This window comes from Streptosporangium sp. NPDC002544, from assembly GCF_040295965.1.
In the GTDB taxonomy this organism is placed as follows: domain Bacteria; phylum Actinomycetota; class Actinomycetes; order Streptosporangiales; family Streptosporangiaceae; genus Streptosporangium.
The window spans coordinates 63,986-83,798 of the sequence record NZ_JBEOWJ010000040.1 but is presented as its reverse complement, the minus strand read 5'-3'; the positions used below and the strand labels follow the sequence as shown (position 1 = coordinate 83,798).

At 70.8% G+C, this 19,813-nt stretch carries 18 protein-coding genes; 3 read left to right on the top strand and 15 right to left on the bottom strand.

Annotation, left to right across the window (positions count from 1 at the left end; genetic code table 11):
* Positions 1-39 precede the first annotated feature (39 nt).
* A complete protein-coding gene (locus ABT061_RS41175) occupies positions 40-996 on the top strand; it encodes a helix-turn-helix transcriptional regulator (RefSeq protein WP_350928500.1) in 957 nt (318 codons plus the stop codon).
* Between the two features lie 119 nt (positions 997-1,115).
* On the opposite strand, the gene ABT061_RS41170 is transcribed toward ABT061_RS41175, so the two are convergent.
* A complete protein-coding gene (locus ABT061_RS41170) occupies positions 1,116-1,790 on the bottom strand; it encodes an ankyrin repeat domain-containing protein (RefSeq protein ID WP_350928498.1) in 675 nt (224 codons plus the stop codon).
* A gap of 262 nt (positions 1,791-2,052) precedes the next feature.
* Here ABT061_RS41170 and ABT061_RS41165 point away from each other — a divergent pair, with 262 nt between their 5' ends.
* A complete protein-coding gene (locus tag ABT061_RS41165; RefSeq protein WP_350928496.1) occupies positions 2,053-3,777 on the top strand; it encodes a PHP domain-containing protein in 1,725 nt (574 codons plus the stop codon).
* Entirely contained in the window at positions 3,774-4,322 is a 549-nt protein-coding gene (locus ABT061_RS41160) for a hypothetical protein (RefSeq protein ID WP_350928494.1), read from the top strand. The genes ABT061_RS41165 and ABT061_RS41160 overlap by 4 nt, the downstream gene beginning before the upstream one ends.
* Before the next feature lie 245 nt (positions 4,323-4,567).
* On the opposite strand, the gene ABT061_RS41155 is transcribed toward ABT061_RS41160, so the two are convergent.
* The 14 genes from ABT061_RS41155 to ABT061_RS41090 all read right to left on the bottom strand — a co-directional run bounded on the left by ABT061_RS41155 (position 4,568) and on the right by ABT061_RS41090 (position 19,749).
* Positions 4,568-5,371 carry a neutral zinc metallopeptidase gene (locus ABT061_RS41155; RefSeq protein WP_350928492.1) on the bottom strand — a complete coding sequence of 268 codons (804 nt, stop codon included), beginning with the start codon at positions 5,369-5,371 and terminating at the stop codon, positions 4,568-4,570.
* A gap of 176 nt (positions 5,372-5,547) precedes the next feature.
* Positions 5,548-6,402 (bottom strand): ABC transporter ATP-binding protein, encoded by an 855-nt coding sequence (locus ABT061_RS41150; RefSeq protein ID WP_350928490.1) that lies wholly within the window; start codon positions 6,400-6,402, stop codon positions 5,548-5,550.
* Positions 6,399-7,475 carry a FecCD family ABC transporter permease gene (locus tag ABT061_RS41145; protein ID WP_350928525.1) on the bottom strand — a complete coding sequence of 359 codons (1,077 nt, stop codon included), beginning with the start codon at positions 7,473-7,475 and terminating at the stop codon, positions 6,399-6,401. The genes ABT061_RS41150 and ABT061_RS41145 overlap by 4 nt, the downstream gene beginning before the upstream one ends.
* Before the next feature lie 139 nt (positions 7,476-7,614).
* Complete coding sequence (locus ABT061_RS41140; protein WP_350928488.1) at positions 7,615-8,658, bottom strand: FecCD family ABC transporter permease; 1,044 nt, start codon at positions 8,656-8,658, stop codon at positions 7,615-7,617.
* Complete coding sequence (locus tag ABT061_RS41135; RefSeq protein ID WP_350928486.1) at positions 8,655-9,701, bottom strand: iron-siderophore ABC transporter substrate-binding protein; 1,047 nt, start codon at positions 9,699-9,701, stop codon at positions 8,655-8,657. The genes ABT061_RS41140 and ABT061_RS41135 overlap by 4 nt, the downstream gene beginning before the upstream one ends.
* A 283-nt stretch (positions 9,702-9,984) precedes the next feature.
* Positions 9,985-10,740 carry a helix-turn-helix transcriptional regulator gene (locus ABT061_RS41130; protein WP_350928484.1) on the bottom strand — a complete coding sequence of 252 codons (756 nt, stop codon included), beginning with the start codon at positions 10,738-10,740 and terminating at the stop codon, positions 9,985-9,987.
* A gap of 235 nt (positions 10,741-10,975) precedes the next feature.
* The gene (locus ABT061_RS41125; protein ID WP_350928482.1) at positions 10,976-11,725 is read right to left on the bottom strand and encodes an SDR family NAD(P)-dependent oxidoreductase; all 750 of its coding nucleotides are present in this window, start codon (positions 11,723-11,725) and stop codon (positions 10,976-10,978) included.
* An 11-nt stretch (positions 11,726-11,736) separates the two neighbouring features.
* Positions 11,737-13,353, bottom strand: a complete 1,617-nt coding sequence (locus ABT061_RS41120) for an aldehyde ferredoxin oxidoreductase N-terminal domain-containing protein (RefSeq protein ID WP_350928480.1) — start codon at positions 13,351-13,353, stop codon at positions 11,737-11,739.
* Positions 13,344-14,639: an L-fuconate dehydratase gene (locus ABT061_RS41115; protein ID WP_350928478.1), complete on the bottom strand. Its 1,296-nt coding sequence runs from the start codon at positions 14,637-14,639 to the stop codon at positions 13,344-13,346. The genes ABT061_RS41120 and ABT061_RS41115 overlap by 10 nt, the downstream gene beginning before the upstream one ends.
* A complete protein-coding gene (locus ABT061_RS41110) occupies positions 14,636-15,475 on the bottom strand; it encodes a fumarylacetoacetate hydrolase family protein (protein WP_350928476.1) in 840 nt (279 codons plus the stop codon). Before ABT061_RS41110 ends, ABT061_RS41115 begins: the two co-directional genes overlap by 4 nt.
* A complete protein-coding gene (locus tag ABT061_RS41105) occupies positions 15,472-16,305 on the bottom strand; it encodes an amidohydrolase family protein (protein ID WP_350928474.1) in 834 nt (277 codons plus the stop codon). The genes ABT061_RS41110 and ABT061_RS41105 overlap by 4 nt, the downstream gene beginning before the upstream one ends.
* Complete coding sequence (locus ABT061_RS41100; RefSeq protein ID WP_350928472.1) at positions 16,302-17,306, bottom strand: aldo/keto reductase; 1,005 nt, start codon at positions 17,304-17,306, stop codon at positions 16,302-16,304. Before ABT061_RS41100 ends, ABT061_RS41105 begins: the two co-directional genes overlap by 4 nt.
* Positions 17,303-18,841 carry a sugar ABC transporter ATP-binding protein gene (locus ABT061_RS41095; protein ID WP_350928470.1) on the bottom strand — a complete coding sequence of 513 codons (1,539 nt, stop codon included), beginning with the start codon at positions 18,839-18,841 and terminating at the stop codon, positions 17,303-17,305. Before ABT061_RS41095 ends, ABT061_RS41100 begins: the two co-directional genes overlap by 4 nt.
* The gene (locus ABT061_RS41090; protein ID WP_350928467.1) at positions 18,838-19,749 is read right to left on the bottom strand and encodes an ABC transporter permease; all 912 of its coding nucleotides are present in this window, start codon (positions 19,747-19,749) and stop codon (positions 18,838-18,840) included. The genes ABT061_RS41095 and ABT061_RS41090 overlap by 4 nt, the downstream gene beginning before the upstream one ends.
* Positions 19,750-19,813 lie beyond the last annotated feature (64 nt).

The following is a 19,813-nucleotide window of genomic DNA, read 5'->3' as shown; positions in this document are numbered from 1 at the left end:
CGGTCATCTCCTGACCGCGATCGGTGTCAGCATCATCGTGTGTTGGAAACCTCGGCCCGGCTGCTCCGTCTGCTCGGCCTGCTCCAGGTCCACCGCGACTGGTCGGGGACGGAGCTGGCCGAGCGTCTCGGGGTGAGCCCCCGGACCGTCCGTCGCGACGTCGACAAACTGCGGGTTCTGGGCTATCCGATCACCGCGATCGGCGGCGTCGGCGGCGGCTACCAGTTGGGGGTCGGCGCCTCGCTGCCCCCCTTGCTGCTCGACGACGAGGAGGCGGTCGCGGTGGCGGTCGGGCTGCGCACGGCGGCCGGCGGCGCGATCACGGGTATCGCCGAGACCTCGGTGCGGGCGCTGGCCAAGCTGGACCAGGTGCTGCCCTCGCGGCTGCGCCACCAGGTGGACACGCTCAGCTCGGCCATGGTGATCATGCCGATGCCCGGTTCGACGGTCGATCCGTCGACGCTGATCGCGATCGCCTCGGCGGTGCGCAACCACGAACGGCTGCGCTTCGACTACATCTCGCACGACGGCTCGACGACCGTACGGGACGTGGAGCCGTACCGGCTGGTCCAGCACGGACGGCGTTGGTACCTCTTCGCCTGGGACACCGGCGTCTCGGACTGGCGGAGGTTCCGGGCCGACAGGTTGTCGATGCGCGTCCCCACCGGACCTTGGTTCGGTCCGAGACCGTTGCCCGCCGAGGATCTGGCCGACCACTTCGCCATGGGACCGACCGCGAACGGCCACCGCTACCGGGCGGTGCTCACCATGTACGGCTCGGCTGCGGAGGTGGCCGAGGAGGTGCCGCCCACGCTCGGTGTGGTGGAACCCGTCGACGACCGCACCTGCACCCTGCGCATCGGCTCGGACAGCCTCGACCACCTCGCGGTGTGGGTCGCCGCGTTCGGCTTCGAGTTCGACGTCCGCGAGCCGCCCGAGCTGGTGGAGCACCTTCGCACGCTGACCGCCCGCCTGCAGCGGGCCACCCGGCCGTAGAGAGAAGCTCCCAGACCTGTGGAAACCCTGACCCGCCGACATCTCAACCGGGCGACGCTGGAGCCGTCGTCCTCAAGCCCGGCCCCGAAGGCGCCGCCGATCATCGTGATGGAGACGGGTCACCGTGCTCCGGCGGAACGCAGGATCGCGGCGATCTCGCTCTGGCCCCTGTCGAGTGCGTGCTGGAGCGGGGTCGTGCCGTCCTTGTCGGCCAGGTTCACGTCGGCGCCTCCCGCGATGAGCAGACCCACGATCTCCTGGTACGGCGCGGAGCCGTCGCCGAGGATGACCGCCTCCAGCAGTCCGGTCCAACCCAGGTCGTTGACGTGGTCGACGTTGATGTCCGTCTTGAGCACCTCGCGCACGTAGTCCACATGGCCGCGCTCACATGCCGGGATCAGCGAGACCCCGCCGTACCGGTTCCTGATGGTCAGGTCCGGCCTGGCCGGGAGCAGCGCGTGAAGCATGGCCACGCTGCCGGTCACCCCCGTCACCAGCCAGGGCGTGTCGTGCTGAAAATCCAGCGCGTTCGGGTCCGCGCCCGCGGCCACCAGGACCTTGGCGACCTCCACGTGGTCGGCCGCCGCGGCGAGCAGCAGGGCGGTACGGCGCTGCGGGTTCCGGGCCTCGATGTCGGCCCCGTTCGCGATCGCCTCGCGGACCTTGGCCACGTCGCCTTGGGCGGCGGCGGTCAGTGACTGTTCGTTGAGCACAGCGGATCCCTTCATGCCGGAGGGGCCGCACGCGGTGAGGGCCAGGGCGAGCCCGGCGAGCAGGAAACCACGGCGGTCCACGGTCACATCCTGCCAGTGCTGCCGAGGGCGTCAGCCGAGCTGCCCGGCGACGGCCTCGTCGATGTCGCGCCGCCCACGATGGCGAGACCGGTGAGGACACCCACCCCTGACCACCGCTCCGCAGCGGGCCGCCGGGCGGGATTCCAGATCGCAGGACAGACCATGCTGAACGGCCCGCCGCCATTCATCTGAGATTTACCTGGTTGGGCCAGGGTGCCCAGGTAGCCGAGGCGAAGCTGCCCGGCGGGACGAAAGGCACGACATGGGACACAACCACGGGCACGACCACTCGCACCCGCATCACCACGATGCGACCCACCCAGGCGATCAGGGCGAGATGGCCCCGGTCGTGGACATGTCGGTACCCGACGCGGAACTCTCGCCTGGACAGCTGTCGCGGCGCCAGATGTTCCGGCGTGCCGGACTGCTCGGCGCGGGTCTGGGCGCTGCCGGTGTCCTCGGGACGCCCGGCCTGGCCGCCGCGGAGGCGACGACGGCGCGCAGCCGCGGTGACCGCGAGCCTCGGGACGGTTACCTGTGGCTGGCCGGTGACCACCACATCCACACCCAGTACAGCTCGGACGGCATCTACCGGGTGATCGACCAGGTGCGGCACGCCACCGCCTACGGCCTGGACTGGATGGTCATCACCGACCACGGTGGCGCCACGCACGCCAAAATCGGCGTGGACAAGGTCAACCCCGACATCGTCGCCGCCCGTGCCCAGGTCAGGGATGCCCTCATCTTCCAGGGCCTGGAGTGGAACATCCCGGCCGCCGAGCACGGCACCGTCTTCGTCGCCCCGGGCCGGAACGAGGTGAGCACCCTCAAGGAGTTCGAGAACTCCTTCGACGGGTCGGTCAAGAGCGCCACCTCCAGCACCCCGCAGAACGAGGTCCTGGCCATCGCCGGCCTGAACTTCCTCGCCGACGCCGTCCGGCGCCGCCGCGTCGAGGACGCGCTCTTCCTGGCCAACCACCCGGCGCGCAAGGGCCTCGACTCCCCGCACGAGATCCGAGGGTGGCGCGACGCCCAGCCCTCCATCGCGGTCGGCATGGAAGGCGCCCCCGGCCACCAGGCGGCCGGCATCCCCAAGCCGCACGGCCCCGGCTCCGGACGCGGCTTCTACGACAGCACTCCCGGTGCCGACTCCTGGCCCGGCTATCCTGCCGAGAGCTACAAGACCTTCGGCGGCTTCGACTGGATGACCGCCACCGTGGGCGGTCTGTGGGACAGCCTCCTGGCGGAGGGCAAGGGCTGGTGGATCACCGCCAACTCCGACTCCCACACGGTCTACGCCGACACCAGCGAACGCGGCCCGAACAGCGACTTCAACGCCAACGGCAAGTACGAGGACCCGATCTACAAGGGCGTCCAGAACCTGACCGCGGGTGACTTCTGGCCCGGCTACTACAGCCGCACGCACGTTGGGGCGCAGGGATTCTCCTACGGCGCGGTGATGGACGGCATCCGGCAGGGCCGCGTCTGGGTCGACCACGGTGGCCTGATCAGCGGCCTGGTCGTGCGTGCCCGGATCTCCGGCCGGGGGCAGCGTGGCGTCACCCTCGGTGACACGCTGCACGTACGGCGGGGCGACCAGGTCGAGCTCGCCATCGAGATCACGCTGGCCAACCAGCCGAACTGGGCGCAGTTCGTCCCCACCCTGGCCCGGGTGGATGTCATCCAGGGAGACATGACCGGCCCGGCCGCCGACAAGGACACCTTCACGACGCCCGCCACCAAGGTCGTGCAGTCCTTCGAGGTCGGCAAGAACAGCGGCACCGTCACCTTCACCTACCGGCTCGGCGCCGTCGACCGCCCGGTCTACCTGCGGCTGCGCGGCACCGACGGCAACCGCAGCGCCCCCGGCCTGCTCGGCGCCTCCATCGACCCGCACGGCCCGCAGATCGACGTCTTCGGTGACGCCGACCCGTGGAAGGACCTGTGGTTCTACAGCAACCCGATCTGGGTTCTGCCGCGCCGATGACGGTCCTCGGTCTCGACGCGGGATCCTCCACCCTCGGCGAGGCCGAGCACCTTCTCCACCTGGTGGTGAAGGTGCTCGGCCTGCCGGGGGGCACGGTCGGCTGCACACACTTCGTGCGGACCGGCCGGCCACATGTCGCCTGCTCCCTCGCCGTCTCCGGACCGGTCGATCCGGCCGGGCTGCCCGAAGGGGTGTCGGCCGCGATCGGCGAGAGCCGTACCGGTCCGGAGTCGGAGGGCGCCGCGCTCGCGGCGGCCGAGCACGCCACCGGGGCGAGCGGACGGCTCATCACCTATGCCGGCCGGGAGGCGCTGACCGGCACCCTCAGCGTCGGCGAGATGCTGGAGCGGTCCGCGATCGAGCGGGTGATGGTGCTGGCCCAGACCCGGGAACCCCCGCGTGACATGCTCATCGTGACCAATGACCACGTCCGGCCGGTCTGGCGCGATGGGCTGATAACCCTGCTGTGCATGCCCGCCGCGGGTGGACGCCTGATGCCGGCCGAAGTGCCGAACCCGACGCCATGCTGCGCGGATCACAGCTGAGTGCGGTGAACCGCGCTCATGGTCTGCATGGCCGACCAGCGCATCCCGCTCAGCCGGCGACAGGTCCACGACCGTCCCGAACCCGCGCCGCAGGACACGACAGCGCCTCCCTTTGATGGGCGGCCGTTTCACCGGTCGGCATAAAGGAGGCTCGGGAGCACAGCGACAGCGGGCCCGCCGCGATGAGCACGAAGCGATCGCGGACGGGCCCGCCACTGCCTTCTCCTCCCGCGAGGAGGCCGCCGTCAGGCGATGCTGGACGCTGTCGCGGTCCAGGTGTTGCACGCGCCCGGAGAGGCTTTGTCGAAGCCGCGCTGCAGCCAGGCGGCCCGGTTCCTGCTCGTGCCGTGGGTGCGGTCCGCGCCGATCTCCTCATCACCGCTACGCCCGAGGATGTCCACGGCTTCCGCCCAGTCCTCGGCCGTGTACTGCTGCGAGGGCCAGATGCTCGCCATGAACGCCCCCGCCAGGCACTCGGCCTGCAGCTCCACGCGACGGCTGCGCTCCAGCGCCTTTGCCTTGGTACGGACCGGCGTCTGCGCGGCGGGCAGTATGCCGGTGAGGTTCTGCACGTGGTGGGCGTACTCGTGCGCGATCAGCAGCAGGAGGTCCGGATCCGCCGGGTCCTGAATGGCGTAGTCGTTGACTCGGATGACCATCTTCCGCTGGTCAGGGCAGTACAGGCCGACGACATATTCGGGCCAGCGCTCCTCGCACGCGCTGGTGGACTTGGTGAGGAACTGGATCGCCGGCTTCTTGAACGGCAGGCCGGCCTTCTTCAGCTGCGCGGACCACGAGGCGTTCAGGCAGCCGAGCATCGCGGTCAGGTGCTTTTTGGCGGCGCCGAAGCTGGCGAAGTCATCCGGGTGGCGGCCGCAGGGCACCGTCATCTTGCCGCTGCGGTACAGCGGGTTGTGGGTCAGAGCCTTGGATCCGGTGGGAACCGGACCGCCGGTGGTGCGGGCAGTGCCGACATTGGCATGGGCGGTGCCGGTGAGCAGCAGACCGACCAGTGCCCCGGCCAGCAGGACGATACGAGGGGTACGCATGATGCCGAACTCTACAGAAACGGCGATATGCGCCAACAGGCTTTTCCGTCCTGTCGGCGATTACCTCGGCGTCCGGGCAGCCGGCTCAAGCGGCCGACGTCCACTCCCGCCGTGACCGGGGCCAGACGCCTGCTCATGGGGCATTGAGAGACTTCCGCTGACCGGCGCCCGAACGATCACCCTTCGGCCCGACAGGTGGCTGAGGCCGCTGACCGAGCCTCTCTTGCCTGTGGCCGGATGTGGTGGCGGCCGATGGGGAGCATCAGGGGGCGGCCGGAGACCGGGTCTTCGATGATGCGGCTGTCGAGGCCGAAGACGGTGCGGACGCTGTCTTCGGTGAGGACCTCGGCCGGGGTGCCGGAGGCGTGGAGGCGGCCGTCGGCCAGGGCGATGAGGTTGTCGGCGTAGCGGGCGGCGAGGTTGAGGTCGTGCAGGACCATCACGATGGTGGTGCCGCGGGTGTGGTTCAGGTCGGTCAGCAGGTCGAGGACTTCGACCTGGTGGCTGGCGTCGAGGAAGGTGGTGGGCTCGTCGAGGAGGAGCAGGTCGGTCTGCTGGGCCAGCGCCATGGCGATCCAGGCCCGTTGGCGCTGGCCGCCGGACAGCTCGTCGACGGCGCGGTCGGCGAGGTCCGTCGTCTGCGTGGCCTCCAGGGCGGCCGCCACCGCGGCGTCGTCCTTGTCGTTCCACCGGGAGAAGATCCCCTGGTGGGGGTGGCGGCCGCGGCCGACCAGGTCGAGCACGGTGATGCCCTCGGGCGCGACCGGCGACTGGGGCAGCAGTCCGAGCGTGCGGGCCAGTTCCTTGGCCGGCATGCGGTGCACCTGTCTGCCGTCCAGGACGACATGGCCCTCGCGGGGTGCGAGCAGCCGGGACAGGGAGCGCAGGAGTGTCGACTTCCCGCAGGCGTTCGCGCCGACGATCACCGTGATCTCGCCGGGCGGCACGACCAGGTCGAGGGACTCGACGACGACGCGGTCGCCGTAGCCGAGCGTGAGGCCCTCGGCTACGAGGGAGTGGGACGTGGTCACAGCGAGCCTCCGGCCCGGTGGGTGCGGACGATCAGGTAGACGAGGTACGGCGCCCCGAGGACGCCGGTGACGACGCCGACCGGGTAGCGGACGTCGAACGCGAACTGGCCGGCGAAGTCGGCGACGAGGACCAGGAGGGCGCCGACGAGCCCGGCGGGCACGAGCAGAGAGCCGCCGGGGCCGAGCAGCCGGGCCGCGATGGGGCCGGACAGGAACGCCACGAACGCGATCGGGCCGGCCGCCGCCGTGGCGAAGGCGATCAGGCCGACGGCGGTGACGATCACCATGACGCGGGTGCGTTCGACACGGACGCCGAGGGCGGAGGCGGTGTCCTCGCCGAGCTGCATCATCGACAGGTCGCGGGACAGGGACAGCAGGACGGGGGTGAGGACGACCAGCGCGACGAGGGTGGGCAGGGTCTGCTCCCAGGTCACCCCGTTGAGGCTGCCGGTCAGCCAGCGCGTGGCCTCCTGGAGGTCCCATTCGGCGGCCTGGGACAGGACGTAGGAGGTGATGCTTTCGAGCATCGCGGAGATCCCGATGCCGATCAGGATGAGCCGCGTGCCGACGACGCCGTCCCGGAACGCCAGGGTGTAGATCAGCAGGGCGACGGCGAGGGCGGAGACGATGGCGAGGAACGACACCTGGGTCCCGCCGAGGGACAGCGACACGATCGCGATGGCCGCCGCGGCGCTCGCGCCCCAGCTGATGCCGATGATGTCGGGGCTGGCCAGCGGGTTGCGGAGCATCGTCTGGAAGGTGACGCCGGCCAGGCCGAAGCTGAATCCCGCGACCACGGCGAGGACGGTCCGCGGCAGCCGGAGCCGCCCGACCGTGAAGGACGCGCCCGGCACCTGCTCGCCGAGGATGACATTGATCACGTCGCGGGGCGGGTAGAAGGTCTGCCCGAACATCAGGGTCATGGCGAACCCGGCGACGACGAGCACCGCCAGCGTCAGGACGACGATGCGGCGCCGGGAGGCGCTCCGGCGACGGCCGCGGGCGACGGCCTCGACAACGGACGGCCGGGGGACGGCGGGGGCGCCGCGGTGCTCGTTGGTCCGCTCGCGCACAGCCCCCTCCTTCGCCGGGACTGCGAGCGCAGCGCTGCTGTGCTTGTCGGTTCGCTCGCTACGCTCGCTCACAGCCCCTCCTTCGTCGGGACTGCGAGCGCAGCGCTGCTGTGCTTTTTGGTTCGCTCGCTACGCTCGCTCACAGCTCACGCACCTTCTGGCGACGGACGATGTGGATGAAGAACGGGGCGCCGATCAGCGCCGTCACGATGCCCACCTCGATGTCCGCGGGGCGCGCCACGATACGGCCGACGACGTCGGCCGCGGTGAGCAGGGCCGCGCCGACCAGGGCGGAGAACGGCAGCAGCCAGCGGTGGTCCACGCCGACGAGCAGGCGGCACGCGTGCGGAACGACGAGCCCGACGAAGGCGATCGGCCCGGCGACGGCCGTCGATGCCCCGCACAGCACGACGGCGCCGAGGGCGGCCGTGGCCCGGACGACGGCCACGCGCTCGCCGAGCCCGGCGGCGAGTTCGTCGCCCAGAGCGAGCGAGTTCAGCGCCCGCGCGGACAGCAGGCACACGACGAGGCCGACGACGAGGAACGGCAGGACCTGCCCGATGCGCTCGTAGGACGCGCCGCCGACCCCGCCGATCTGCCAGAGCTTGAAGCCCCCGGCGATGTCATTGCGGGGCAGCACGACGGCGCTGACCAGGGACGCGAAGGCCGCCGACGTGGCGGCGCCGGCGAGCGCGAGTTTGAGGGGCGTGGCCCCACCACGCCCGAGGGACCCGACGGTGTACACGAACACGGCCGAGACGGCGGCCCCCGCCATCGCGACCCAGATGTACCCGGTCGGCGACGTGAGCCCGAAGAACGCGACGGCGGTGACGACGGAGAGCGAGGCGCCCATGTTGACGCCCAGGATCCCCGGGTCGGCCAGCGGGTTGCGGGTCACGCCCTGCATGACGCCGCCGGCGAGGCCGAGCGCGGCGCCGATCACCACCGCGAGCAGGGTGCGCGGTATCCGCTTGGCGACCGCCGCCTGTTCGAGGGAGTCCTCCGCGCCGCCGAGCGCGGCCCAGACGTCGGACCAGGCGACGTCGCGCGAGCCGAGGGCGACGGAGGCCACCATGAGCACGGCCAGGACACCGACCGCGACGAGCAGCCACAGAACCCGGACGCGCGCCGGACGCCGCACGAGGGCGGTGTCCGGCAGGCGGTCGGTGTCGACCGACGTCACTTGACCTTGTCCGCGGCCTCGGCGAGCGCCTTGGCGTAGTCCTCCAGCACCCACGAGATCGACAGGGGGGTCGGGTTCGCGGCGGTGCCCAGGGGCGTGCTGCCGGGCAGGAGGTACACCGAGCCGCGCTTGACGGCGGGGATCTTCGACAGCAGCGGGTCCTTGCGGAGCGTCTCGAACAGCTCGCCCTTCTCGTCGCCGTATCCGGTGATGATGTCGACGTCGTCGAACAGGTCGATCTGCTCCGCGCTCCGGGTCAGGGCGAACTTGTCGGTGCCCTTGGACGCCTCGGCGATGCTGCCCGGGATCGTCAGCCCGAGGTCCTCGAAGAACAGTGTGCGGGTGTCGTGCGTCGTGTAGAAGCCGACCTCGCTCACGTCGTTGGGGTCGACATGCGTCATGAACATCGCCGACTTGCCCTTGAGCTGCGGGTACTTCGCGACGACCTGGCTGATGTCGCCCTCGATGTCGGTGATGAGCTTCTCGGCCTCGTCGGCGAGACCGATGGCCTTGCTGTTCATCCGGATGATCTCGCGCCACGGGGTCGCCCACGCGGCGTCCGGGTAGGCCACCACCGGAGCGATCTTGCTCAGGGTCTCGTAGTCCTGCTTGGTCAGGCCCGAGTAGGCGGCCAGGATCACGTCCGGCTTCGTGTCGGCGACGGCCTCGAAGTCGATGCCGTCGGTCTCGTCGAACAGGACGGGCTTCTCGGCCTTGAGTTCCTTCAGGCGCTCGTCCACCCAGGGCAGGAGACCGTCGCCGTCGTCGTCGCCGAAGTTCGCGGCGGCCATGCCGACCGGCACGACGCCGAGGGCCAGCGGCGCTTCGTGGTTGGCCCAGTTGACCGTGGCCACCCGCTCCGGCTTCGCCTGGATGGTGGTCGTCCCCAGCGCGTGCTGGATCGTCATGGGGAAGGCGCTCGGGCTGCTGCTCGTGCTGCTGCTCGCGCTCTCACCCTTGGTCTCCGACGAGCCGCCGCAGCCCGCGATGCCCAGCAGGATGGCCGTCACGGCGAGGATGCGAAGGCTGTATGGACGCTTCAATCCGTACTCCACTCTCAGAATTCCGCGGGTTCCGGCCCTCGCACGTCTGGATCGCGGTCCTGCGTTCGTGGAGCGGTACACCGTACTGCCGCAAGCCCTCGACTTAGTTAGGTAAGGCTTGCCTTGTTCGGAACCCTAGGAGAAATGACCGAGTTGTCGCAATAGCCCTTTTGAGACAGCTGTTGTCGAGATCGGGACACGGAGACCGGGCGACGACCCCGCAGGCGGTGCGTGCACGAGACCTGCGCCGCGTCCGGAAGGCGGCCTTCGGCGTCCCGGAGTCTCAGCGCGCTCGGAACGCTCCCGGTGTCAGCCCGGTCGTCCGCCGGAAGGCCGCGCCGAACGCGCTCGCCGAACGGTAACCGACCTCCTCGGCCACGACATCGACCTCCCAGCCCTGGGTGAGCAGCGCGACCGCGTGCTGGGCGCGCACCGCCGCGATCCAGCGCGCGAAGCTGGTGCCCGTCTCCGCGTTGAAGGCACGGGTGATCGTGCGGGCGCTCACGCCGAGGCAGGACGCCCAGTCCGCCAGCGTCCGCGGATCGCCCGGATCGTCCCGGACCGCGTCGGCGATCGGGCGCAGCAGGTCGGAGGTGGGCATGTGCAGGAGCAGTTCGCGCGAGGAGGGGGTGAGCACGTCGAGCACCATCGCCTCGGTCACCGCCCGCGAGTCGGAGGACAACTCCGTGTCGGCGAGCCGCTCCAGCAGCAGCCGGAGCAGCGGGGTGATCTCGACGCCGACGGGCGTGGGGAAGATCGGGGTCATGGTGCCGAAGCCGAAGAAGTTGGCTCGGCACCAGGTGCCCGCGATCGCCGAGCCGGAGTGCAGCGTGCCCGCGGGCATCCACAGGCCCAGGGCCGGGGTGACCGTCCAGACCCGCGCCCCCACCACGGCCGTGGACGCGCCCCGCTCGTTCCAGAGCAGCTCGTGGAAGGGATGGGAGTGCTCGTTCCAGGTGGTGTCGTGGGCGATGGTCTCGCTCCAGCCCAGGATCACGAACGGCACCTCGACCGGTCCCGCCGCGAGGGCGGGCAGCATGCGGGTCTCCCTGATCACGGGAGAACGCGGTGGGACGCGAGCGGCATTCCCCCACCCTAGCCAGTGCGAGCCGCCCACACCCCTGCGGGCAGGCCGATGAGCGGGAAGGAGACTTTGGCCGCGGTGGTCCGGGCCGTTTGTCTCCAGACTCATCTCAGCACTCGCAGGCCACGACGAGACGGGGGCGGTCAGCGGGCCGAACCAGGCGCCCGGCCGCCGTCCGCCGCCACCCCGTTCAGGTGCGGGGCAGCCGCAGGCCCGACATGCCGCCGTCGACGGCGAGCGACATCCCGGTGGTCGCACCGGCCGAGGGGTCGGCGAGGTAGGCGACGGCCGCGGCGACCTCCTCCGCGCGCACCAACCGGCCAGTGGGCTGGCGGGCCGCGAGGCGCGCCTTCTCCCCCTCCGGGTCGTCGGTCCGCGCGAGCAGCCGTGCCACCCATGGCGTGTCGACCGTGCCGGGGGCAACGCAGTTGACCCTGATGCCCTCGGCGACCAGGTCGGCCGCCATCGCCAGGGTCAGCGCATGCACCGCGCCCTTCGACGCCGAATACAGGGCCCGCTGCACCAGCCCGGCCGTCGCGGCGATCGACGAGGTGTTCACGATCGCGCCGTGCGCACTGCGACGCAGGTACGGCAGTGCGGCCTTGGTTGTGCGGACGACCCCGACGACATTGATGTCGAGCACCCGGTGCCACTCCGCATCGTCGTTCGCCTCAACGGCGCCGACGGCGCTCACGCCCGCGTTGTTGACCAGGATGTCGATGCCGCCGAAGGCGGCGGCCACCTCGGCCATGGCCTTTTCCAGCGACACGGAGTCGGCGACGTCCGCGACGACGCCGAGCGTGGCACCGCCCTGCTCACCGGGATCGAGGTCGAGCACGCCCACCTTCGCCCCACCCGCGACGAACGCCTCGACGCATGCCTTGCCGATTCCCGAGCCACCTCCGGTGACCACGGCGACCAATCCGTCAAAATTCCCCATATCGCTTCCTTTCACATGAACCCGAGCTCGCGGTGCAGCGCGGCCACCGCGGCCATGAACGCCTCCCGGTCGAGGACCGCACCGGCGTACCTTCCGGTGGCGACCGGCTCGGTGAAGAACCTGTCGGGGAGGGTGTCCGCCTCGAGACCGATGCGGAGCCGCCGGTTCACCTCCCGCTGCAGCCGCAGCCGCTCCGCGCCGAGCGACAGCACGTCGGGCCGCTCACCGGTGACCGCCTCAACCAGCGCCTCCACCTGCGCAAGCGTGAGCGGACGGGTGGGCGTCGCGGCGTACGGGCAGATGCCGAGCGCGTCGAGACCGCTCCACAGCCGCAGAAGCTGCGCGGTGCGGATCACATCGATCTCACCCCGCGGGCTCGGTACGCTCACCCCCAATCCCTCCATTTCCGGATAGCTGTGGGGCAGGCCCTCGTCCGGGTCGAAGTCGAGATCGTGCTCGATGATGTCGTAGCGCGGCCCGATCGGTGCGACCGCGTACCCGAGTCCGAGGTTCGGCTGCACCCGCGGGTCGAAGGGCGGCAACTCCACCCCCTTGCTCGCCATGGCATGGTCCGGGGCGATCCTGGCCGAACCCTCGCCGAGCGGGTCGCCTCCGGCCCCGATCCGCTCGATCACGGAAGGCACCTCGGCAGCCGGCACGCCCGCGGCCGCGAGCGTGCCGCCTAGCGACACCGGGTCCAGCCCGAGCTGCATGCACCTCGCGTGCACGGCCCACGGATCGGCGACGCCAAGATTGGGCCCGAGCATGGCGAGCGCCTCCTGATGCAGCGCCGCTCCGGCGTAGACCTTGATGCAGTCGGTCGGGCAGCCGGGACAGGCGGCGATCCGCTCCAGCGCAGGCGCAGTGCCGACGCCGCCGCGCGAGGTGGTGTCGGCGAAATTGGCCACCGTCGCATAGCCGGGCTCGGCCGACCAGATCCCGAAACCCGGCTCGCCATGCTGCCAGGCGGTGAGCGGATTGCCGGGCAGCGCCGCCGCGTAGTCGGCGGCTACCCGGCCCAGCGCGTCGGAATCGACGACCGGCGGCGTGGATCCGCCGACGCAGACGACCGCCTTGACGTTCTTGGTGCCGAGCACCGCGCCCAGCCCGAGCCTGGGCAGCGGATGGTCCCCGCAGGTAACGATCGAGGCGTACCGCACGCCGTGCTCACCGGCCGGCCCGATCACCGCGACCGCGGCGCCGGCGCCGTACCTGGCGAGCAGGGCGTCGGTGGCCGGGCCGGTCTCCAGTCCCCAGAACTCTCCGGCCGGGTCGAGCCTGGCCTGCCCCGCCTCGACCACCACGCAGACGGGTCCGGCCGCCCGGCCGTGCAGCACCACGCCGGTGACCCCGGCCGCCCGCAGCCCCGCGGCGTACGGACCTTCCGCCCGCGTCTCCGCGACACCGCCGGACAACGGCGAGAGCCCGACGGCGGCGCACCGTGCCAGCCCAGGCCCCGCCACCCCGGCGACACTGCTCGCCACGAGCGCCAGCGGCGCGTCGGCCGGCTCGACCGGGCCGTCGATGACGTCGAGAAGCACCCGCAGCGCGGCGACCGGCCCGCCGAAGTCACCGGCCGGGCGCATCTGCGCGTGCCCGGTGGCCAGCTCGACGTGGATCAACGCCACGCCGGGCCGTTCGGGTAGGAGAACACGGCCAGCGTCTCGGGCCGCAACTCCGCGGAGAAGCCGGGCGCGCTGGGCGGCATGTACGCACCGTTGGAGATCACCACCGGATCGACGAAGTGCTCGTGCAGGTGGTCGACGTACTCGATGACCCGGTCCTGCAGCGATCCGGAGACCGCGGCGTAGTCGAACATCGATAGGTGCTGGACCAGCTCACACAGCCCAACGCCGCCCGCGTGCGGGCAGACCGGCCTGCCGTACTTAGCGGCGAGCAGCAGGATCGCGATGTTCTCGTTGACCCCGGCGACCCGGCACGCGTCGATCTGCACGAAGTCGACCGCGTCGGCCTGCAGGAGCTGCTTGAAGACGATCCGGTTCTGCATGTGCTCACCGGTGGCGACCTTGATCGGCTGCCTGCCCGGGCCCGCGGCGGCCAGGGCGCGCCTGATGGCGGCGTGCCCGAGCACGTCGTCGGGGCTGGTGGGCTCTTCGATCCACCACGGGTCGTACGGCGCGAGCGCGGTCATCCATTCGACCGCGTCGGCGACGTCCCAGCGCTGGTTCGCGTCAACGGCGATGCGAATCTCCGGGCCGACCGCCTCCCTGGCCAGGGCCATCCTGCGCAGGTCGTCATCGAGGTCGGCGCCGACCTTGAGCTTGATCTGCGTGTATCCGTCGGCGACGGCCTGCTTGGCGAGCCGTGCGAGCTTGGCGTCGTCGTAGCCGAGCCAGCCCGGCGACGTCGTGTACGCCGGGTACCCGTGCCGTTCGAGTTCGGCGATGCGTTCCTGCTTGCCCGGCCTGGCCGCGTTGAGGAGGTCGAGCGCCTCGGCAGGGGTGAGGGCGTCGGTGAGATAGCGCCAGTCGACGAGGTCGATGAGCTGCTCCGGACTCATGTCGGCGAGCAGCCGCCACACCGGCTTGCCCGCGACCCGCCCGGCCAGGTCCCACGCGGCGTTGACGACAGCCGCCGTCGCCAAGTGGATCACGCCCTTCTCCGGGCCGAGCCAGCGCAGCTGGGAATCACGGGTGAGGCGCCTGGCGAACTCCCCCAGGTCGTCCACCTGCCGGCCGACCACGAGCGGGGCAAGGGCGTCGATGGCGACCCGGCAGACGTCGTTGCCCCGGCCGATCGTGAATGTGAACCCATGCCCGTCCACGCCCGCATCCGTACGCAGGATCAGGTAGGCGGCGGAATAGTCCGGGTCGGGGTTCATGGCGTCGGAGCCGTCGAGCTGCCGCGAGGTCGGAAAGCGGATGTCGTGCGTCTCGACCGCGGTGATTTTCATTCCGCCGCCCGCAGGATCGAGCGCTGCCGGCCGAGACCATCGATCTCGACCTCCATCACGTCGCCTGGCGCGAGGTAGGGGAACCGACCGGACAGGGCCACACCCTGCGGCGTGCCCGTGTTGATGACATCGCCGGGTTCAAGCACCGTGTACTGCGACAGGTGCCAGATCAGGTAGGCGACATCGAAGATCATGTCAGCCGTGGTGGAGTCCTGCCTGGGCTCGCCGTTCACCCAGGATCGCAGGCCGAAGGCGCGCGGGTCGCCCGCCTCGTCGGGAGTCACGAGCCACGGGCCGAGCGGGTTGAACGTCTCGCATGACTTGCCCTTGGACCACTGCCCGCCGGAGACGGCGAGCTGGAAATCCCGCTCGGAGACGTCGTTCGAGACGGCGTACCCCGCCACATAGTCGAGCGCCACCTCCGGCGACTCGATATAGCGGGCGACCCGACCGATGACGACGGCCAACTCGACTTCCCAGTCCGTCTTCTTCGAGCCGCGCGGGACGAGCACCTCGTCGTATGGCCCGACGACCGTGTTCGGCGCCTTGTAGAAGATGATCGGCACTTCGGGCGGCTCGCTGCCCGACTCGGCCGCGTGGGCGGCGTAGTTCTGGCCGATGCAGAGCACGACACCCGGCCGGGCGATCGGCGCACCGATCCGCTGCCCCGCGACGTCGATTTCCGGCAACCGGACAGCCTGGTCGGCGCTGACGCCGCCGGAGGCGAGAAATGCCCCGTCGATGTCCTTGGTGACGCCGGACAGGTCGAAGTATCGACCGTCGACGTGAGCCGCGGGGCGCTCGGCCCCCGCCGGGCCCACCCGCATGTACCTCATGAGATCTCCAACTGATAGACGCTGATCGCTGTGGTCGTGAAGATGTCGTCGGGTGTCCCGCCGAGGATCTCCTCGAACGCCGCGCGAACCTGGGTGTAGGAGGCCGCCACCTCGCAGACCGGCCAGTCGGACCCGAACATGAGCCGGCCGCCGCCGAACATGTCCACGGCGGTCTCGACAAAGGGACGCAGGTCTTCGACCGTCCAGTGGGACCAGTCGGCCTCGGCCACGAGGCCGGACATCTTCGCCACGACGTTCGGGCATGCGGCCACCGGGGCGATGAGGGTGCGCCATTCGTCCAGACCCTCCGCGCCGGCGGCGACCCTCGGCTTGCCGAGGTGGTCGAGGACGAACCGGGAGTCCGGCAGCGCCTGCGCCGCCCTGGCCACAGACGGCAGTTGCGGGCCACGCACGACCACCTCGTTGACGAGTCCGGCCGCGGCGACCACGCGCAGACCCGCCCGCACATCGGGCCGGTCGAGGAAGTCGTCGGGATGGCCCTGCACCTGGTCCCGGATGCCGACGAGCAGGTGCCCCCCGGTCCCGGCCCGATGGCCGGCGATGACGTCGGCCAGGGTGGGGTCGGTGAGCGACGCCCAGCCGACGACACCGGCGATCTCCGGGGTCGCCGCCGCGGTCGCCAGGAACTCGGTGGTCTCGGCGGCGTCACACCGGCCGGCCTCGACCAGGACCGTCCGGTCGACGCCCGCGGCGCGTAGGTTCTTCCGCAGGTCCTCCACGCCGTAGTCGCGGCGGATCCGGTCGAGCGCCGGATCGGCCAGCCATGGGTAGTCGGCGGTCCAGAGATGCTGGTGGGAGTCGATGATCACGGTGTCGGCACCTCCTCGGGGAGCAGTCCTTCACGGCGCAGGTCCTGCCAGAGCCGGTCCGGGATGTGGTGGGAGAACATCGCCACGGCGTCGGCCACCTCAGCAGGCGAGCGGGCGCCGATGACGACGCTCACAACCGCCGGATGGCCGAGCGGGAACTGGATCGCGGCGGCCCGCAGCGGCACGTCATGCCGGGCGCAGATCTCTTGTACGGCGAGCGCCCGAGCCAGCAGGTCGACCGGGGCGGGGAGGTAGTCGTAGGTGGCGCCGGGCTTGGGGTCGGCGAGCAGCCCGGAGTTGTAGACACCCCCGGCGATGACGGAAACCCCCCGATCGGCGGCCAGCGGTAGCAGTTCGGCGAGGCCGGACTGGTCCAGCAGCGTGTACCGGCCGGCGAGCAGCACGCAGTCGACTTCACCGGTACGGACGAAGTCCGCCAGCACGTCGGCCTGGTTCATCCCGACCGAGACCGCCCCGATCCGGCCCTCGGCGCGGAGCCCTACCAGAGCCGGAAGGGCCCCGGCGAGCGCCTCGGGGTAATAGTCGTCGGGGTCGTGGATGTGCAGCACGTCGGCCCGCTCGAGGCCGAGCCGGTCCAGGCTCTCCGCGTAGGACCGCAGCACCCCCTCGGAGCTGAAGTCCCAGATTGGCGCGACGCCTGTTGGCTCGGCCCAGATGGTGTCGTTCCGGTCGCCGGGGTCCGGGGCGGCCTCCCGGCCACCGGACCGGACAAGCCGGCGACCGACCTTTGTGGAGACGGCGAACTCCGCGCGGGGTTTGCCGGCCAGGACCTGGCCCGCGCGCCGCTCGGAGAGTCCGCTGCCGTACAGCGGGGCGGTGTCGAAGTACCGGATGCCGAGTTCCCAGGCCTGCTCGACGGTGGCGTACGCCTGCCCGTCGCCGACCTCCCGGTAGAGCCCGGCTAGTGGGGCGAGCCCGAGGCCAAGCCGGGTCACCTGCACGTCCGTCCGGCCCAGCTGGACCCGATCAGCGGGATTCATGCCGCTTCATCTCCATCCGCGGGTGGCCGCGCAGGGCCGGACCCCGCGTGGATCAACCGTATGATCGCCTGGCTCATCCGGGCGTAGTCGTGGTCGTTGACCAGCTCACCGCGGAGGCTGAAGTCGTTCATCACCGCGATCCGGTCGGCGAGCGTGACGATCTCCGGCAGGTCTGACGAGATCAGCAGCAACGCCAGCCCGGAACCGGCCAGTTCGGCGATCAGCTCATGGAAGGCCGCCTTGGTGCGTACGTCGATGCCGACCGTCGGTTCGTCCACGATCAGGATCTCGCAGTCGGCGGCGAGCCACTTCGCGAGGCTGACCTTCTGCTGGTTGCCGCCGGAGAGCTGGCCCACGAGCTGGGACGGCGAAGAGATCCGGATGCCCAGCCGGTCGACGTACTGGGCCACCAGGCGACGTTCCGCCCCATCGGTCACCAGCCCGGCCCTGGCTAGGCCCCGCCACACGGTGACACCGACGTTGCGGGTGATCGGCTGGTCGAGGAAGAGGCCCTCTTCCTTGCGGTTCTCCGTCACGTAGCCGATCCGGTAGCGGCGAAGCGCATCACCGACATCGCGGATGCGCACCGGACGGCCCTGCACCTCCACCGTTCCCGACGTGATCCGGTCGAGCCCGAGCAGCGCCTTGGCCAGTTCGCTGCGGCCGGCCCCGACCAGGCCGTACAGTCCGAGGATCTCCCCCGGGCGTACGGACAGGGAGATGTCGCGGTGGCCCCGCGCGGTGCACACCTTGTCGAGCCGCAAGGCCGGCGCCGTCTCCGGGTCGACGTGCCGCTCGGCAAGGCGGACCGAGGAGTACGCCCGCCCGACCATGAGGTCGACGATCTGGTCCTGCGTATAGTCGGCGAGCGGCTTGGCCTCGGCCATGCTGCGTCCGTCGCGCAGCACGGTGACCGTGTCCGCGACCGCGAAGACCTCCTCCAGCTTGTGGCTCACCAGCACGATGGCGTGCCCGCTGTCGCGCAGCTTGCGCACGATCCCGTAGAGCCGGTCGGCCTCATCCCCGGTGAGCGACGCGGTCGGCTCGTCGAGCAGCAGCACCTTGCTGTCGACGCTCAGCGCCTTGGCGATCTCGACCAGCTGCGCCTGCGCCACGGACAGCCGGGAGACCGGGGTGTCCGGGTCGAGGTCCAGGTCGAGCAGGTCAAGGCAGCGGCGGGCCTCGGCACGCATCCGCGCCCGGTCGACCAGCCCGAAGCGCCGCGGCAGGTGGTGCAGCACGATGTTCTCCGCGATGGAGAACTCGGGGATCAGGTTGCGCTCCTGGTGGACCACGCCGATGCCGGCCCGCTGGGCGTCGAGCGGCCCGTTCATGTGCAACTCGGTGTCGCCGAGCAGGACCCTCCCGCCGTCCGGCCGGTACACGCCCGTAATGATCTTGATGAGCGTGCTCTTGCCTGCGCCGTTCTCGCCCAGGAGGGCGTGCACGCTGCCTGCGGCGAGCCGCAGGGTGGCACCGTCCAGCGCGCGCACTCCCGGGAACGTCTTTACCAGGCTCTCGGCGGTGAGCATCATGACGACCCCTTCGACAACTTCTGTCGTACGGTGCCGAGCAGCACCGCACCGAGGACGACCGCGCCGATGATCAGGTCGATCCAGCGCCGGTTGATGTCGAACTGCGCCTGCATGACGTCAACCAGCCGGACCAGGAACGCCGCAAGGCAGGTGCCGACGACGCTGACCACTCCGCCGGTGAGCGCCACCCCGCCAATGATCGGCGCGGCGAAACTCGGCAGCAGCAGATCGCCGCCGATGCTGGAATTGACGGAGCCGGAAGCGGCGACCGTGATGATGGCGGCGACCCCGGCGAGCAGGCCGCTGAGCCCGTGCGCGATGACGATCGACCGGTCGTTGGAGATACCGGACAGCCGGGCGGCGAACGGGCTGCCGCCGGTTGCCAGCAACTGCCGGCCGGCGACCGTGCGGCCAAAGAACATGGCCACCAGGGCGGCCACCACCAGCGCGAGGATGAAGACGACCGGCAGACCGAGCACCGAGGCGGTGCCGAGGTCGCGCAGCCCTTGCGAGTAGCCCTGGAAGGTGTCCGGGCCGTTCACCCCGTACCGCAGCCCCTCGATGATCGTCATGGTGGCGAGGGTCACGATGAAGCCGTTGATCCGGGTGAACACGACGAGGAGCCCGTTGACGAGACCGGCGGCGAGGCCGACCCCGAGCGCGCCAAGCACGGCCAATGGGGCGGGCAGGCCGGCTTCGAGCATGAGCCATGCCGCGACCATGGCGCACAGGCCCGTGAGCGTGCCGACCGACAGGTTCATCTGTCCGATGGCCAGCACCACCATCTGGGAGAGCCCGATGACGATTGGGACGGCAAGGAACCGGAAGAACGCGTCCAGCGTGCCGCGGGAGAGCAGATTGCCGTCCGTGGCGACGGCAAGCGCGACAAAGCCGACGACGGCGAGCACAGCGAGGGTGAACTCCGGCCGGACAGTGACGTCCTTGAGCCTCCCGCCGAGAGCGGTACGGCCG